The 15,850-nt window shown below is 58.3% G+C and carries 14 protein-coding genes; 10 read left to right on the forward strand and 4 right to left on the reverse strand.

Going from position 1 to position 15,850, the window contains the following annotated elements:
• Positions 1-264: 264 nt before the first annotated feature.
• The 4 genes from rapA to Q0753_RS15630 are packed head-to-tail and all read left to right on the forward strand — an operon-like array spanning position 265 to position 5,532.
• Entirely contained in the window at positions 265-3,138 is a 2,874-nt protein-coding gene (gene rapA, locus Q0753_RS15615) for an RNA polymerase-associated protein RapA (RefSeq protein WP_298723244.1), read from the forward strand.
• 18 nt (positions 3,139-3,156) lie between these two features.
• Positions 3,157-3,816 (forward strand): RluA family pseudouridine synthase, encoded by a 660-nt coding sequence (locus Q0753_RS15620; protein WP_298723331.1) that lies wholly within the window; start codon positions 3,157-3,159, stop codon positions 3,814-3,816.
• Positions 3,816-4,670: a DUF3530 family protein gene (locus tag Q0753_RS15625; RefSeq protein ID WP_298723247.1), complete on the forward strand. Its 855-nt coding sequence runs from the start codon at positions 3,816-3,818 to the stop codon at positions 4,668-4,670. The genes Q0753_RS15620 and Q0753_RS15625 overlap by 1 nt, the downstream gene beginning before the upstream one ends.
• Positions 4,582-5,532, forward strand: coding sequence for a D-2-hydroxyacid dehydrogenase (locus Q0753_RS15630; RefSeq protein ID WP_298723251.1), 951 nt, complete (start codon positions 4,582-4,584; stop codon positions 5,530-5,532). The genes Q0753_RS15625 and Q0753_RS15630 overlap by 89 nt, the downstream gene beginning before the upstream one ends.
• 77 nt (positions 5,533-5,609) lie before the next feature.
• Here Q0753_RS15630 and djlA read toward each other — a convergent pair whose 3' ends face one another.
• On the reverse strand, positions 5,610-6,413 hold the full coding sequence (gene djlA, locus Q0753_RS15635) for a co-chaperone DjlA (RefSeq protein WP_298723254.1): 804 nt from the start codon (positions 6,411-6,413) through the stop codon (positions 5,610-5,612).
• A gap of 254 nt (positions 6,414-6,667) precedes the next feature.
• On the opposite strand from djlA, the gene lptD reads away from it, so the two are divergent.
• From lptD to Q0753_RS15665, 6 genes are read left to right on the forward strand one after another with little or no spacing between them, the layout of a single operon-like run.
• Positions 6,668-9,028 carry an LPS assembly protein LptD gene (gene lptD / locus Q0753_RS15640; RefSeq protein ID WP_298723257.1) on the forward strand — a complete coding sequence of 787 codons (2,361 nt, stop codon included), beginning with the start codon at positions 6,668-6,670 and terminating at the stop codon, positions 9,026-9,028.
• A 24-nt stretch (positions 9,029-9,052) separates the two neighbouring features.
• Positions 9,053-10,369: a peptidylprolyl isomerase SurA gene (surA, locus tag Q0753_RS15645; protein ID WP_298723260.1), complete on the forward strand. Its 1,317-nt coding sequence runs from the start codon at positions 9,053-9,055 to the stop codon at positions 10,367-10,369.
• Positions 10,366-11,355, forward strand: a complete 990-nt coding sequence (gene pdxA / locus Q0753_RS15650) for a 4-hydroxythreonine-4-phosphate dehydrogenase PdxA (protein WP_298723263.1) — start codon at positions 10,366-10,368, stop codon at positions 11,353-11,355. Before surA ends, pdxA begins: the two co-directional genes overlap by 4 nt.
• Positions 11,348-12,154, forward strand: a complete 807-nt coding sequence (rsmA, locus tag Q0753_RS15655; protein ID WP_298723266.1) for a 16S rRNA (adenine(1518)-N(6)/adenine(1519)-N(6))-dimethyltransferase RsmA — start codon at positions 11,348-11,350, stop codon at positions 12,152-12,154. The genes pdxA and rsmA overlap by 8 nt, the downstream gene beginning before the upstream one ends.
• Before the next feature lie 2 nt (positions 12,155-12,156).
• Positions 12,157-12,531, forward strand: a complete 375-nt coding sequence (gene apaG / locus Q0753_RS15660; protein ID WP_298723269.1) for a Co2+/Mg2+ efflux protein ApaG — start codon at positions 12,157-12,159, stop codon at positions 12,529-12,531.
• Positions 12,531-13,346 (forward strand): symmetrical bis(5'-nucleosyl)-tetraphosphatase, encoded by an 816-nt coding sequence (locus Q0753_RS15665; RefSeq protein ID WP_298723272.1) that lies wholly within the window; start codon positions 12,531-12,533, stop codon positions 13,344-13,346. Before apaG ends, Q0753_RS15665 begins: the two co-directional genes overlap by 1 nt.
• Before the next feature lie 459 nt (positions 13,347-13,805).
• Here Q0753_RS15665 and folA read toward each other — a convergent pair whose 3' ends face one another.
• From folA to rpmA, 3 genes are all read right to left on the reverse strand, one after another.
• Positions 13,806-14,288 carry a type 3 dihydrofolate reductase gene (gene folA, locus Q0753_RS15670; protein ID WP_298723275.1) on the reverse strand — a complete coding sequence of 161 codons (483 nt, stop codon included), beginning with the start codon at positions 14,286-14,288 and terminating at the stop codon, positions 13,806-13,808.
• Positions 14,289-14,291: 3 nt separating this feature from the next.
• Positions 14,292-15,461, reverse strand: coding sequence for an Obg family GTPase CgtA (cgtA, locus tag Q0753_RS15675; RefSeq protein ID WP_298723278.1), 1,170 nt, complete (start codon positions 15,459-15,461; stop codon positions 14,292-14,294).
• Between the two features lie 117 nt (positions 15,462-15,578).
• The gene (rpmA, locus tag Q0753_RS15680) at positions 15,579-15,836 is read right to left on the reverse strand and encodes a 50S ribosomal protein L27 (protein ID WP_104487426.1); all 258 of its coding nucleotides are present in this window, start codon (positions 15,834-15,836) and stop codon (positions 15,579-15,581) included.
• Positions 15,837-15,850: the final 14 nt, after the last annotated feature.

Raw genomic sequence — 15,850 nt, forward strand, 5'->3', positions numbered from 1 at the left:
CGTTGGCGTGTTGCCCCGTGTCAGTGGATGCGCATTATAGGGAACCGCTGATTTTGCGCAAGGGCTTTTTTGATAAATAAAACCGCCTGCTCACATATCAAACAATCCGCTTGTTTTTGTCGCTTTGCTATCTATATAGATGGCTTTCTCGCTTCTATTCTTAGCCTCAGGCTTATCGAGGACGCTTTGACGGATGCGCCCTTTGTGGGCTTGGGGTAAGATAGCGCCCCTTTTTTATTCCCCCTCTTCAGCTTGGAGAATTGAATGCCTTTTTCCCTCGGCCAACGTTGGATTAGTGATACAGAAACCGATCTTGGACTGGGCGCCATCGTCGCTATCGATGTGCGTATGGTGACCATGCTTTTTCCTGCCTGTGGTGAAAACCGCATGTATGCCAAGGACGATGCCCCTATTACCCGGGTGATGTTCAACCCCGGCGATAGCATCAGCAGCCACGAAGACTGGGAGCTGGAAGTGGCTTCCGTCACTGAAGACAAGGGTCTGTTAACCTACCACGGCACTCGCCTGGATACCGGCGAGCCTGCCAGCCTGCGGGAAACCTTTCTCAACCACTTTATCAAGCTGAACAAACCCCAGGAGCGGCTGTTCGCCGGCCAGATTGACAAGATAGGTCGCTATAACCTGCGCTATCAGGCGCTGATGCACCAGTTCACCCAGCGCCGTTCGCCGTTACGCGGACTGGCCAGCGGCAAGGTCAGCCTGATCCCGCACCAGCTGCATATCGCCAAGGAAGTGGGTAGCCGTTATGCCCCGCGCGTTCTGCTGGCGGATGAAGTCGGCCTGGGCAAGACCATCGAAGCCGGGATGATTATTCAGCAGCAATGGCTGTCGGGTCGCGCTAGCCGCATTCTGATCCTGGTACCCGATGCATTGATCCATCAGTGGCTGATCGAAATGATGCGTCGCTTCAACCTGCATTTCGCGCTATTCGATGAAGAACGCTGCGTCGAGGCTTTTGCCGATGCCGCCAATCCGTTCGATACCGAACAACTGGTGCTGTGCAGCCTCGATTTCATTACCAAGAAGCGCAAGCGTTTCGAACAGTTGCATGAAAGCGACTGGGACCTGCTGGTAGTAGATGAAGCCCACCACCTGATCTGGGATGCCGAGCAACCCAGTCGCGCCTATGAAGTAGTGGAAGCACTGGCCGAAGATACCGCCGGCGTCTTGCTGCTGACGGCAACACCGGATCAACAGGGCCACGAGAGTCATTTTGCCCGTCTGCGCCTGCTCGACCCCGAGCGCTTCTATGATTACAACGCCTTTCTGGCCGAAGAAGAAGAATATCAGCCACTGGCCGCCGCCGCCGAAGCCCTGCTTTCCGATGCGCCACTGGATGAAACGGCAAAAGCCCGCCTGGCTCCCTTTATGGATGGCCAGGATGACAGTAGCCTGAGCGATCCGACCGCCCGCCAGCAGTTACTAGCTCAGCTGCTCGACCGTCACGGTACCGGCCGCCTGCTGTTCCGTAATACCCGTCAGGCCATCAAGGGTTTTCCCGCCCGTCAGTTGCATGTGCACCCCTTGCCGCTGCCAACCCAGTATAAAACCGCCATCCGCGTGGCCGGCATGATGGGTCGTCGGCAGGATGATGCCAGTCAGGCATTGCAGGCGCTGTATCCGGAGGAGATTTATCGCCAGTTTGAAGGTGGCGACAGCTCATGGACCCAGTTCGACAGCCGGGTCGAGTGGCTGCTGGAATACACCAAGGCCAGACGCAACGACAAGATTCTGATCATCACCGCCAAGGCCGGCGTGGCGCTGGCACTGGAAGAAGTGCTGCGGGTCAAGGAAGGCATTCGCGGTACAGTCTTCCACGAAGGCATGTCATTGCTGGAACGCGACAAGGCGGCCGCCTACTTTGCCCAGCAGGAAGGCGGCGCCCAGGTAATGATCTGTTCGGAAATCGGCTCCGAAGGCCGCAACTTCCAGTTCTCGCATCAGCTGGTGTTGTTCGATTTGCCGCTCAATCCGGATCTGCTGGAACAGCGCATCGGTCGCCTCGACCGTATCGGCCAGCAACACAATATCGACATTCATGTGCCTTATCTGGAAGGTACCGCTCAGCAGGCACTGACCCTCTGGTATCAACAGGGTATGGATGCCTTCAGCAAGCCCAATGCAGTTGGCCAGCCGGTCTATCAGCAAGTTGGCGAGCGACTGTTGGCGCTGCTGGCCGATCACGGCCAGGACGAAGCGGCACTGGAGCAGTTGATTGCCGACACCCGCACCCTCACCCAGGAACTCAACAGCCAGATGGAACAGGGCCGGGATCGCCTACTGGAACTGAACTCCAGCGGCGTGATTCTCGACCGGGATCTGGCCGCAGAGCTGACCGAAATCGACGAAGATCCGACGCTGGCCATCTTCGCCATCAAACTGTTTGATGAAGTGGGCGTGCATCAGGACGACCGCGGTGAAAACGCCATCGTGTTGCGTCCCACCGAGCAGATGCTGATCCCGAGCTTTCCCGGCTTGCCGGAAGACGGCGCCAGCATCACCTTCGACCGGGATACCGCCCTCAGCCGGGATGACTTGCACCTGCTGAGCTGGGATCACCCGATGATCCGCGGCGGTATCGATCTGGTACTGGGATCGGAAATCGGCACTACTTCGGTGGCCATTCTCAAGAACAAGGCACTGCCGGTCGGCACCCAGTTTCTGGAGCTGATTTTCGTGGCCGAGTCGGCCCATCATGCCCAGCTGTATCGCTTTCTGCCGCCCGCCCCTATTCGCTTGTTACTGGATAAAAACGGTAATGATCTGGCCGACAAGGTCAGCTTCGAGTCGTTCGACCGACAGCTCAGCCCGGTCAACCGTCATCTGGCCAGCAAGCTGGTGAATGCCTCGCAGACCATCATTCATCATCTGCTGCAACAGGCTCAGCCGGTGGCAGAAGCACAGATGCATGTGCTGGTCGAGCAGGCTCGTTCTCGCATGCAGGCGTCTATCGGCCAGGAATTGCAGCGCCTGCAGCAGTTGGCCAAGGTCAATCCCAATGTGCGAGCCAGCGAGATTTCCCATGTGCAGGAGCTGCGGGACGAGATCGACAGCCTGCTTAGCCATACCCGCTTAAAACTGGACGCGATTCGGTATATCGTCGTCAGCCACCAATAAGGAAAGAGCACCATGGTTTTGCTGCGTTACGATCCGCCGATGGATCCCCCGTTTGACGTGCTGTACCAGGATGACAGCCTGATCGTGCTGAACAAGCCCAGCGGCCTGCTCAGCGTACCCGGCCGGGATCCTGTTCATTACGACAGCCTGTCCTCTCGGGTAGCCCGCGTTTATCCCACGGTTCAGGTGGTCCACCGGCTGGACATGGCCACCTCGGGCGTGATCGTAATGGCACTGCACCCCAAGGCACACCGAGAGCTGAGTCGTCAGTTTCGCGAGCGTGAAACCGCCAAGTGCTATTACGCCTGGGTGTATGGTAATCCCAAACAAAGTGCGGGCAGTATCGATCTGCCCCTGTGCTGTGACTGGCCCAATCGACCACGGCACATGGTGGATCATGAAAACGGCAAGGCGGCGCTGACCCACTGGCGCTGTCTGCGCCGGCTGGCAGACCGCAGCCTGATCAAGCTGACGCCAATCACCGGTCGTTCTCATCAGTTGCGGGTGCACATGAAGAGTCTGGGTCATGTGATTTTGGGCGATAACCTCTATGCAGAAGGGGAAGCGCTGGAGATGGCACCCCATTTACAGCTGCATGCCGCCGAGCTGGAGTTTCGCCACCCCCGAAGCAAAGAGTGGCTGAGCTTCACCGCCCCCGCCCCGTTCGACATGACATAATGGCGTTTCGGCCAAGGTGGTGGGCAGCATCCTTCCTGGCAGCCTGGCTGGTCGCACCGGTCAGCCAGGCTCGGCTCGACTGGGCGGCCTTTGAGCAATATCAGCCGGCCGCCCAGCTGCTGCGCTTCAACACCGCCGGCGCCAGTACCGCCGGCACCCTGATGATCTGGCCCGAACAGGGCCAGACTCATTATTGGCTGCCGATGGCCACATACTGGCAACAACGAGGCTGGGACTTCATTGTGCTGCAGCCCGATCCGGCTCAGCAGTCCTTCAATCCCGCCAGTGAGCAGCCCACCGCTCAACAGCGGCAATGGCAAGAGCAGACCGCGACTCGCCTGAGCGGCGTACTGGCCGGGCTGGAGTCATCCCCTCCCTTACTGGTGGTCGCACAAGGCAGCGCCGCACTCTGGTATCAACAGCTGGTCGACAGCACAGCACTGCCGCCGCCACAGGCACTGGTACTGCTGGATGCCTTGCCGGTTCCCGCTGCCGAACAGCAAATGCTGGCCATGAGCCTGGCCCGCAGCCCCTACCCGGTGCTGGATATCTATAGTCGACCTGACAGCCCATTAGCCTGGCACAATCAGCGGCGGCGCCGGCAACAGCTTGGTAGCAGGGGAAAAACCGATTATTTGGTGCAACACTTTGCCGCACCAGGCATGCTGGAAAAACAAATGGCCAGCTGGCTGATCCGTCTGGGTTGGTTACCCTTACCCCCCAGCGCACCGGACTACTTGAAAGAACAATTAAAGGAACAACGCCATGAAACTGGTATTTCTGGATCGCAAAACCCTGGCACCGGAGATAACACTGCGCGCCCCGGCCTTCGAGCACCGCTGGCAAACCCATGAAGAAACCGAACCCCATCAGGTACTGGAACGGCTGCAGGATGCGGATATTGCCATCGTCAACAAGGTGCGGCTCGGTGCCGACATACTGGCGCAACTGCCCCGGTTAAAACTGGTGGTGATTGCCGCCACCGGCAGCGACAACGTCGATCTGGACGCCTGCCGCCAGGCCGGTATTGCCGTGTGCAATATTCAGGACTATTCGAAAAACTCGGTGCCGGAACATGCACTGGCCATGATCATGGCGCTGAACCGCAGCCTCAATGCCTATCATGCCTCCGTTGTTGCCGGACGCTGGCAACAAAGCGGCCAGTTCTGTTATTTCGACTACCCGGTGCGGGATCTGGCCGACCAGACTCTGGGGTTGATCGGCTACGGCACCATCGCCAAAGACCTGGAAAAACTGGCCACGGCGCTGGGCATGAAGGTAATAGTAGGAGCACGCAAGGGACAGCCCGCCGGCAAAGGTCGGGTCGGCTTTGAACAACTGCTGAAGGAAGCCGATGTGGTCAGCCTGCATTGCCCGCTGACTCCCGAGACCCGTCATCTGATCGGGGAGCGCGAACTGACACTGATGAAGGACGATGCCCTGCTGATCAACGTCGGCCGCGGTGGCCTGGTGGACGAAGCGGCCTTGCTGGCGGCGCTGGCGCAAAAGCGCATCGGCGGTGCCGGGGTTGACGTGGTAAGCCAGGAGCCACCGGCACCGGATAACCCCTTGATGCAGGCACTGCAGTATCCCAATTTCATACTGACGCCACATGTCGCCTGGGCCAGCCACAATGCCATGCAGCGACTGGCGGATCAGCTGATCGACAATATCGAGGCCTTCGTCGCCGGCAAGCCACAGAACCGGCTGGTTTAAAAATCGGGGACTCGGGATTGGGGATTAGGGACTGGGAAGTAACGAATCCCTGCTCCCCAGTCCCCAATCCCGGTCTTTCAGCGGATCTTGCGTACCGCCTTGATGGTTTCCCACGCCTGCTGAATGTCCTGGGCTTTTTCCTTGGCCATGTCCATCATCTCCTTGGGCAGACCCTGAGCCGCCAGCTTGTCCGGGTGATGCTTGGACATCTGTCGCCGATAGGCGCGTTTCACCGTGCTGTCGTCGGCTCCCTCTTCCACTTCGAGAATACGATAGGCGTCACGTAGTCGCTCTGCCGGCGGTTGCGTATGGCCGGCCGAGCCATGACCCTGCCCCTGATGAAACCCGTGCAACTGGGCCTCGGCAAAGGCCAGCAACTGCTCCAGCTCGACTTCGGAAAAACCCAGTTCCCCCGCAATGGTCAGCAACAGGCGACGTTCCTCCGGGTGCAACTCACCATCGGCGAAAGCCAGCTGCAGCTGTACTTCCATGAAGAAGCGCAACAGGTTACGGCTGTCTTTGACTCGCGTGCGAAAACGGCGCAGGGTTTCGGTTAGCGGAAAATCGGCGCTTTTACCCTCGCGAAAGGCGTTCTGGGCCTGCGCTCGTTGTTCGCCCTGTAACCGCATCTGGGTCATCAGCTGCTCGGCCAGACGAATCTCTTCGCTCGATACCTGGCCACTGGACTTGGCCACATGGCCCATGGTAGCAAAGGTGGTATAGAGAAACTCGGCCTGAGCGCCCTTGTTGAACAGCCAGGCATTGGCCAGTTTCTTGTCGACCAGGTGCCCGAGCCATAACCCAAGCAGGGCGCCCGGAATATTGCCAATCAGCAGGCCGAAGAAAAAGCCAATCAACTTGCCTTTTATATGTGCCAGCATTTATCCAGCCTCCGGGGCAGTCACTTGCGAAACGTGCCGAACGGCAACAGCAGTGCGCATCGGGAGCAAAAACCAATGGGGAACGGCTAACTTCATGAACGGGATCCTGGATGAAAAAATGACGCTAAAGCAGGGCCATAGTGCTGACCGCAAGAATGCTTTATCATAGCCCGCTACCATAAAGTAATGACACCAAAAGCTCAACCAGCCTCCAAGGGACGGTGTCGCCACGACAGGAATGCGAGCGTAAACCCATGAGAATACGGATTATCGGCTTTCCCCTGCTGCTTGTCTCAAGCCTGGCTCAGGCTCAGACCACAACTGAAACCACCGCAGAAGCGTCCCCGCTCCCTCTTAACTTCAGCCGTTGTTTCAGCCATGTTCCGCTGCGGGTGGACGCCACTCAGGGTGATCCCAACGCACCCATTACCGTCACCGCCGAGGTACTGAATGCCACGCGGGACGGCAAGATTCTGTATCGTGGCGATGTACAGGTCGCCCAGGAGCAACGTCGGTTCAGTGCCGATTACGTCGAGCTGGAACAGCTTAGCCGCGATGTGCTGGCCGAGGGCAACATCCACTTCACCGACGGCACCATCAGCGTAGACAGCGATGAGCGCCTGACCGGTAACCTCACCACCAGGGATACCGAGCTGGACGAGGCCAATTACCAGTTTCATGGCGAGAAGGGGCGAGGTGAGGCCAAACGGGTACAGCTGAGCGATAACGCCAACCAGGTTGAATTACAGGGCGCCAGCTACACCACCTGCCCGCCCGGCGAAGAAGTGTGGCAGCTCAAGGCCAGCTCGGTGCAGGTAGAACAGGATCAAGTGTTCGGCGAAGCCTGGAATGCGGTGCTCTGGCTGGGCGAAATGCCGGTGTTCTACTTTCCCTACATCAAGTTTCCGGTCAAGGACGAACGGCAAAGCGGCCTGCTCTACCCGACTATCGAGCTTGGTGGTTCAAACGGAAATGACTTCAGCTTACCTTATTACTGGAATATCGCACCCAACTACGACGCCACCCTGACGCCCCGTATCATGAGCAAGCGTGGCACCATGAGCCAGCTCGAATTCCGCTACCTGCCGGTAGAAGGACAAAGCGGCACCCTCTATGGCGAATATCTGTCTAGCGACGATCAGCTGGCCGATACCCAATGGCAGGATGACGCGCGCTGGCTGTTCAACTGGCGCCATAACGCCCGCTTCGATGCCGATGGTCACTGGCGCGGCAACATCGACTACACCAAGGTCGCCGGCTGGGATTTCGCTTATTTTGACGATTTCTCGCCACCGGTCGGGCAACTGGTCGACAACCAGCTGATGCAGTCATTTGGTGGCGGTTACTATGACCGGCACTGGCAGCTGACCACCGAGGTGCGGGATTACCAGATCCTCAGAGCCAATCAACAGACTATGCCCTTTCAGCTGGCACCCAGCCTGGCGCTGACCAGCTATCGTGGCTTTGGTGAGTTCGATCTGGGGCTGGATTCCGAGCTGACCCGGTTCAACAACGACAACAACAATACCTACCAGGCGACGCGCTTTCATGCGGAGCCCAAACTGGTGTATTCCGTCGTCAACCAGCCGGGCGCAAAACTCACCACCGATGTGGGCGCCTATTACACTCATTACGAGCAGGATATTCCAGACACGCTGGCTCCCTATTACCGTAACGTTCAGGGCTTTACCGCCGACAGCCTGGACTCCAGCGTCGACCGGCTGCTGCCCCGCCTACGACTCAACGGCACCCTGGTGTTCGACCGGGAAGCCCAATGGTTTGAGCAGGACTTTACCCAGACCCTGGAGCCGCAACTGCAGTACCTGTATGTGCCGTTCAAGGAGCAGGATAATATCGGCCTGTACGACACCACCGATATGCGCCAGGACTACTACAGCCTGTTCAGCGACCGCCGCTTTGCCGGTCTGGATCGGATCAGTGATGCCAACCAGCTGACCGCCGGCTTCACCAGTCGCATCTACGATGCTGACAGCGTCGAACGGTTGCGCCTGGCCCTGGCCCAGACCTATAACTTTACCTCACCCCGTGTACGGCTGTTTCCCAGTGAGGAGCCCAGCGATTTCAAGCGATCCTTCCTGACTTTCGAGGGTGACCTGAACATCGACGGCAGCTGGTTTGTACATACCGAGGCCCAGCAGGACACCACCAATAGCCGGCTCGCCGCCGGCAATGTCACCCTCGAATACAACGACGAGGGCAAGCTGGCCCAGCTTGGCTTACGCCACCTGAACCAGAGCTATTTTACGGATGCCAGCCTGGGCAATGATCTCAACCAGCTGGGGGGCACCTTCTCCTGGCCACTGGATCCGCAGTGGCGGCTGATTGGCGGTCATTACCGGGATATTGAACTAAGTCGCAATATCGATACTCTGATAGGGCTGCGTTACGACTCCTGCTGCTGGGCCGTCAGCCTGGTGTGGGAACAATCACAAAAAGAAGACTCGCTGCTCAGTCCGACCGAAACACAGCAGGAAACGCTGATCGGACTGCGCTTCGAACTGAAAGGCTTCAGCTCATTTGGTACCGGCAGCGGTGACTTTTCGCCGGGTACCAGCTTGTTGCCCTATTATCGCCCCTTTAATCTCAATAACTGATTTTCATTGCGCACAGGACTTGTCATGAATAATAGATGTAAACAACTGCTGATTGCCGCCGGTCTGGGCCTGATATCGGCCACCAGCCAGGCGGCGGAGTTGCTCGATAAAGTCGTTGCCGTCGTCAACCAGGATGTAGTGCTGGAAAGCCAGCTCGAAGGCCTGGTCACTCAGGTAAAACAAAGTGCGGCCACCGCCGGGCAGCCACTGCCGGATGAACAGTCACTGCGTCGACAGGCGCTGGATCGACTGGTACTCGAAAGCCTGCAACGGCAACTGGCCGAACGGCTGGGGCTGCGCATCACCGATACTCAGCTTGAACAAGCCATTACCAACATCGCCCGCAGCGAAGGCAAGACGCCCGAGCAATTGCGCGCCGGCATCAAGGCCGACGGCCTGACCTACGCCCGGTTTCGCGAGCAGGTACGCAACGAAATTCTGCTGAGTGAACTGGCGCGCAATCAGGTGCGCCGTCGCATCAATATTTCCGATCAGGAAGTCAAACAGGTGGTGCAGATGATCAAGGAGCAGGGCCAGAACCAGACTCGCTACCGGGTCGGTAACATACTGCTGCCGCTGCCCGCCACTCCCGACACCGAACAATTGCGCCAGGCCAGCCGCCAGGCGGAAAAGCTGCTCAAGCAACTGGAGCAAGGGGCCGATTTCCGCAAGCTGGCCATTGCCCACAGTGCCGGTCCCAAGGCGCTGGAAGGCGGTGACTGGGGCATGCTGGGCATCAACGAAATGCCCTCCCTGTTCAGCGAAGCCGTGAAGAATAACCGCAAGGGTGATATCATCGGCCCAATTCGCTCCGGTGCCGGCCTGCATATTCTTACGGTGTTTGATACCCAGGGCAGCACAGCCAAAACCGTGCAGGCGGTTGAAGTCAGAGCCCGCCATATCCTGCTCAAGCCTTCCATCATTCTGAGTGAAGAAAAAGCCCAGTCCCGACTGGCCGGCTTTGCCCGCTCCATTCGTGCCGGTGAGGCCAGCATGGCCCAGCTGGCGGAACAGTTTTCCGAAGATCCGGGCTCGGCCATCAATGGCGGTGACCTGGGCTGGGCGGCCCCGGAAATGTATGTCAGCAGCTTTCGTGACACCGTCAACCAGCTTGAGGTGGGCCAGCTCAGTGAGCCGTTCCGCTCCGAGCATGGCTGGCACCTGGTGCAGCTGGAGGACAAGCGTGTGATGGATGCCACCGAGCAGGCCACCGAGCAAAGAGCCTACCAGCTTATTTTCAACCGTCGCTTTACCGAAGAAGTGCAGACCTGGCTCGATGAGCTGAAAGATGAAGCCTATATCCGTATTGTCGACACTCATTTATCGAACGGTGAACTGTGATTTGTCAACGTATCGCAATAACGCCCGGTGAGCCCGCCGGCATCGGCCCCGAGCTGATGCTGGCCCTCGCCGAGCAAGACTGGCCGGCAGAGCTGGTGGTGATCGCCGATCCGGAGCTGATCCAGAGCCGGGCTGATGCCCTGGGCAAACAACTGACCCTGCAACCCTACCGGCCCGATCTGCCCCCTCGGCCCCAACGGGCCGGTACCCTGACCATAGCACCGGTCAAACTGGCAAAGCCGGCCTTGCCCGGCGTGCTCGACGAAGCCAATGGTCTCTATGTACTGGAAACCCTGAAGCGCGCCTCCGACGGTAACATGAACGGCGAGTTTGCCGCCGTGGTCACCGGTCCCGTGCACAAGGGCATCATCAACAAGGCCGGGGTCTCGTTCAGCGGCCATACCGAATTTTTTGCCCAGCAGGCCAATGTGCCGGATGTGGTGATGTTGCTGGCCGCACCGGGACTGCGTGTGGCGCAGGTCACCACCCACATACCGCTGGCCTATGTGGCCAAGGCCATCACCGAAGACCGGCTCAGCAAAATCATTCGTATTCTGCACGCCGAGCTGAAGACCAAATTCGCCCTGCCCAGCCCGCGTATCTATGTTTGCGGGCTGAACCCCCATGCGGGCGAAGATGGCCACCTGGGACGGGAAGAGCTGGATATCATCATTCCCACCCTCGAGACGCTCAGAGCCGAGGGCATGGATCTGGTGGGCCCCCTGTCGTCCGATACGGTGTTCCAGCAAAAATACATGCAGGATGCGGATGCCTTCCTGGCCATGTACCATGACCAGGGATTACCGGTACTGAAATATATCGGCTTCGGCAAGGCGGTCAATATCACTCTGGGGCTGCCCTTTATCCGCACCTCGGTGGATCACGGCACCGCTCTGGAGCTGGCCGGAACCAATAAAATCGATGCGGGCAGCATGCTGTGCGCGCTTAATCAAGCCATTGAAATGATAGAAAAACGCGATGAATAGTAAGGTTCACCAGGGTCACAAGGCTCGTAAACGTTTCGGTCAGAATTTTCTGCATGATGACTACATCATCGATCAGATAGTCGATGCCATTCATCCCAGCGATGACTTTACCATGGTCGAAATCGGCCCCGGACTCGGCGCCCTCACCGGCCCGGTCTGTGATCGCATCCAGCGGCTCAACGTGGTCGAGCTGGATCGGGATCTGGCCGCTCGGCTGGCCGAGCATCCGTTTCTGAAGGACAAGCTCAGCATCCATCAGGCCGATGCGATGAAGTTTGACTTCACTCAGTTGCAGGAGCCGGGCAAGAAACTGAAAATTTTCGGTAACCTGCCGTATAACATCTCTACTCAGCTGATGTTTCACCTGTTCGAGTTTGCCGCGCACGTGGAAGACATGCACTTCATGCTGCAGAAAGAAGTGGTCAACCGGCTGGCTGCCGGTCCCGGCAGCAAGGCCTATGGTCGGCTGAGTGTGATGGCACAGTATTATTGCCAGGTGGTACCGGTACTGGAAGTCGGTCCCGACGCCTTCCGTCCGGCCCCCAAGGTAGACTCCGCCGTGGTCAAGCTGCTGCCTTACGAAGTACCGCCTTATCCGGCACAGGATATCTCCTGCCTGTCCCGTGTGGCCGCCGATGCCTTCGGCAAACGACGCAAGACCATTCGCAACAGCCTGAGCCATTTGTTCAGCGTCGACCAGCTCACCGCACTGGGGCTGGATCCGACCGCTCGGCCCGAGCAGCTGTCTCTGGTGCAGTACGTGACCCTGGCCAACGCCCTGGCCCAACGCAAGGAATAATTATGACCCCCGGCGCGATTCATATCATCACACAACCCCGTTATCTGGCCGACCGCTCCGCTCCCGATGAGCAGCATTATGTGTTTGCCTACACCATTACCATTCGTAACCGTGGTGATGAAAGGGTCAAGCTGATCAGTCGTCGCTGGGTGATCACCGATGCCAACGGCAAGGTAATCGAAGTGGAAGGCAGCGGTGTGGTGGGTGAGCAACCGAACATAGCGCCGGGGGAAGAATATACCTACACCAGTGGTGTCAGCCTGGAAACACCGGTGGGCGTCATGGAAGGCAGCTATACCATGACCCGGGAAGACGGTGGCGAATTCGAGGCACCGATAGATGCCTTTCGTCTCGCCCAGCCCAACCTGATCAACTGATGGCCACCTACCTGATTGGCGATCTGCAGGGTTGCCTGGTCGAGCTGAATCAACTGCTGGCCGAAGTAGCCTTCAATCCGTCCCGTGACCAGCTCTGGCTGACCGGCGATCTGGTGGCGCGCGGGCCGGACTCACTGGGCTGCCTGCGCCGGATCATCGCCCTTGGCGATGCCGCCACTACCGTACTCGGCAATCACGATCTGCACCTGCTGGCGGTGGCCCACGGCATCCGCAAGCCCAAGGCCGCCGACCGGGTAGATGAAATATTGCAGGCGGCCGACCGGGCCGATCTACTGTACTGGCTGCGCCATCGGCCGCTGCTGGCCGAGCATGAACAGCACGGCTTTGCCATCAGTCATGCGGGCATACCACCACAGTGGAATATCGAGCAGGCTCGTACCTCGGCGCGCATGGCCGAGGCCGAGCTGCAGTCGCCTCATTACCGGGAGCGACTGCAACAGATGTATGGCAATCAGCCGGATTTCTGGCAGCCGACGCTGTCCGATACAGAGCGGCTACGCTATACCGTCAATGCCTTTACCCGCATGCGACTGTGCCACCCGGATGGCCGTCTCGACTTCGAGCACAAGGCCGCCCTGACCGATGCGCCATCGACACTGGTACCCTGGTTCACATTACGCCAGGATCGCCAGGATCCACCGCTGATCTTCGGTCATTGGGCCGCACTGGAAGGCCGATGTGATGCCGCCGATATCCATGCTCTGGATACCGGCTGTGTCTGGGGAGGAAGTCTGACCATGCTGCACTGGGAAAGCGGAGATCGTATCGCAACGCCCTGCCCGGTTTATGCCTGAGGCCCGTGAGGTGTGAGGTATAAGGTGTGAAACCAATCCCAGTAATGATCTGATCATATTAAGGCCTCAGATCAGAGGCAACACAGCCGCCTCCCACGACACGCCATGAACCCATCCGTGGGGGCTCGGAAATGCCGTCCCTGGCATTTCACGGTCGTGGGAGCCGTTCTCTGTTGCCTCTTCTGGAAGTCCGCAGGCAGAGCTAACAGGCGACGCCGGAGCTTCAAGGAGGACAAAGGGATCTGCTCAGCCGACCATCCGCGCCACGGATGGCGCGGCTGAGCCTCCAGGGAGGGATTCACGGCGAGTCGGGGGAGCGGGCCTTTTGTTCGACTTTTATACAAAAATGAAATAGATCATTTGTTTAGTGGGATTGGTATGAGATGTGAGGTGTGAGGTGTGAGGTGTGAGGTGTGAGGTGTAAAAAAGCCCGGCTTATCGCCGGGCTTTTTTACACACTCAGGCTCGCTCCAGCATCTGAAACCGGCAATCGTATCGATTGCGCTCATCTGCCGGCCGTCGTTGCTCCAATACCAACTTCCAGTCTGATTCAACCAGAGGAAAGTGGGTATCCCCTTCCAGGCTGGCTTCAATGCGGGTCAGATACAAGCGATGTGCCAACGGCATAAAGGCCGCATAGAGCTGACCGCCACCGATGATCATCACCTCGGCTTCATCCTGCAGCAACGCCAGCGCCTCGTCCGGAGAAGCAACCAGTTCGGTCCCCGCCGGCGCCTCGGCCAGGCGAGTACTGACGATGACATTACGCCGTCCGGGCAGCGGCTTGCCGATGGAATCGAAGGTATTACGCCCCATCACCACCGGCTTGCCCAGTGTCGTTTGCTTGAAATAAGCCAGATCCGCCGGCAGGTGCCAGGGCATACGGTTCTCTTTACCGATAACCCGCTCTTGGGTCATCGCCACGATCAACGACACCATCATGAATTATTCCCGGGTATAGACAACATGACCATCGTCGTCGTCTTCATCCCAGTCGTCATCATCGTCATCGACCGACTCGGTATTTTCGGCCAGTGTAGCCTGATGATACTCATCCCACTTGAAGTTGACCGGCTCACGGGCTTCTTCCAGCTCTTTCTGGGTACGCGGGTTCTCATCCAGGAAGCTCATCAGCGCCTGAGTCAGCTCCTTGGTGCCTTCTTTACCGATGGCACTGATGCGGAACACGGGGCCTTTCCAATCCAGCAGCTCGATGACCTTCTGTATGGTGGCTTCGGCTTCGTCTTCCAGTACCAGGTCCAGCTTGTTGAACACCAGCCAGCGCGGTTTGGCGGCCAGGGCATCGCTGTACTGCACCAGTTCATTGACGATAATGTCCGCATTATCCGCCGGATCGGACTCATCCACCGGTAGCACATCGATCATGTGCAGCAAGACCCGGCACCGCTCCAGGTGCTTGAGAAAACGAATGCCCAGACCGGCGCCATCGGCCGCGCCTTCGATCAAGCCGGGAATATCGGCAACCACAAAGCTCTTGTGGCCATCGCAACGCACCACGCCCAGATTAGGCACCAGGGTGGTAAAGGGATAATCGGCCACCTTGGGCTTGGCGGCAGAGACGGCACGGATAAAGGTCGACTTGCCCGCATTGGGCAGGCCCAGCAGACCCACGTCGGCCAGCAACAACAGCTCAAGCAGCAGGTTGCGGATTTCCCCCGGCGTACCGTTGGTCTTCTGCCTTGGCGCCCGGTTTACCGAGCTTTTGAAACGCGCGTTGCCCAGGCCGTGAAAGCCGCCCTTGGCGACCAGCAGTTTCTGGCCATGACGGGTCATATCGCCCAGAATTTCACCGGTCATTTCATCTTTGGCGCGAGTACCTACCGGTACTTTCAGCACCAGATCCTGACCACGCTTGCCGGTACAGTTACTGCTGCGACCATTTTCACCCCGCTCGGCACGGTGAAAACGTTCGAAATGATAGTCGATCAGGGTGTTGAGGTTCTCGTCGGCCAGCATATAAAGATCGCCGCCATCGCCGCCATCGCCGCCGTCGGGGCCCCCATTGGGGATGTATTTCTCACGGCGGAAACTAACGCAACCGTTACCACCGTCACCGGCTTCAACCCGGATTTCCGCTTCATCGACAAACTTCATTGTATTGCTCTCCCATTCGTTTCTGAGCGCAGTATATCCGGCTCAAACGCCGAATGTGCTTTTTGTAAAGCAAAAAGCCCCGCCGGTTGGCGGGGCTTTTTTAGTCCTGCTTGCAGCTTACTCGGCTACAATGCTAACGAACTTGCGGTTCTTGGGACCTTTAATCTCAAACTTCACCTTGCCGTCGGCTTTGGCGAACAGAGTGTGATCTTTGCCCAGACCTACGTTGTCGCCGGCGTGGAACTTGGTTCCGCGCTGACGAACGATGATGTTGCCCGCCAGGACATTTTCACCACCAAAACGCTTGACGCCAAGACGTTTGCTTTCTGAATCGCGACCGTTACGAGTTGAGCCGCCTGCTTTTTTATGTGCCATGGAACTTAACTCCC

The sequence above is a fragment of the uncultured Oceanisphaera sp. genome (assembly GCF_947495715.1).
In the GTDB taxonomy this organism is placed as follows: Bacteria; Pseudomonadota; Gammaproteobacteria; order Enterobacterales; family Aeromonadaceae; genus Oceanimonas; species Oceanimonas sediminis.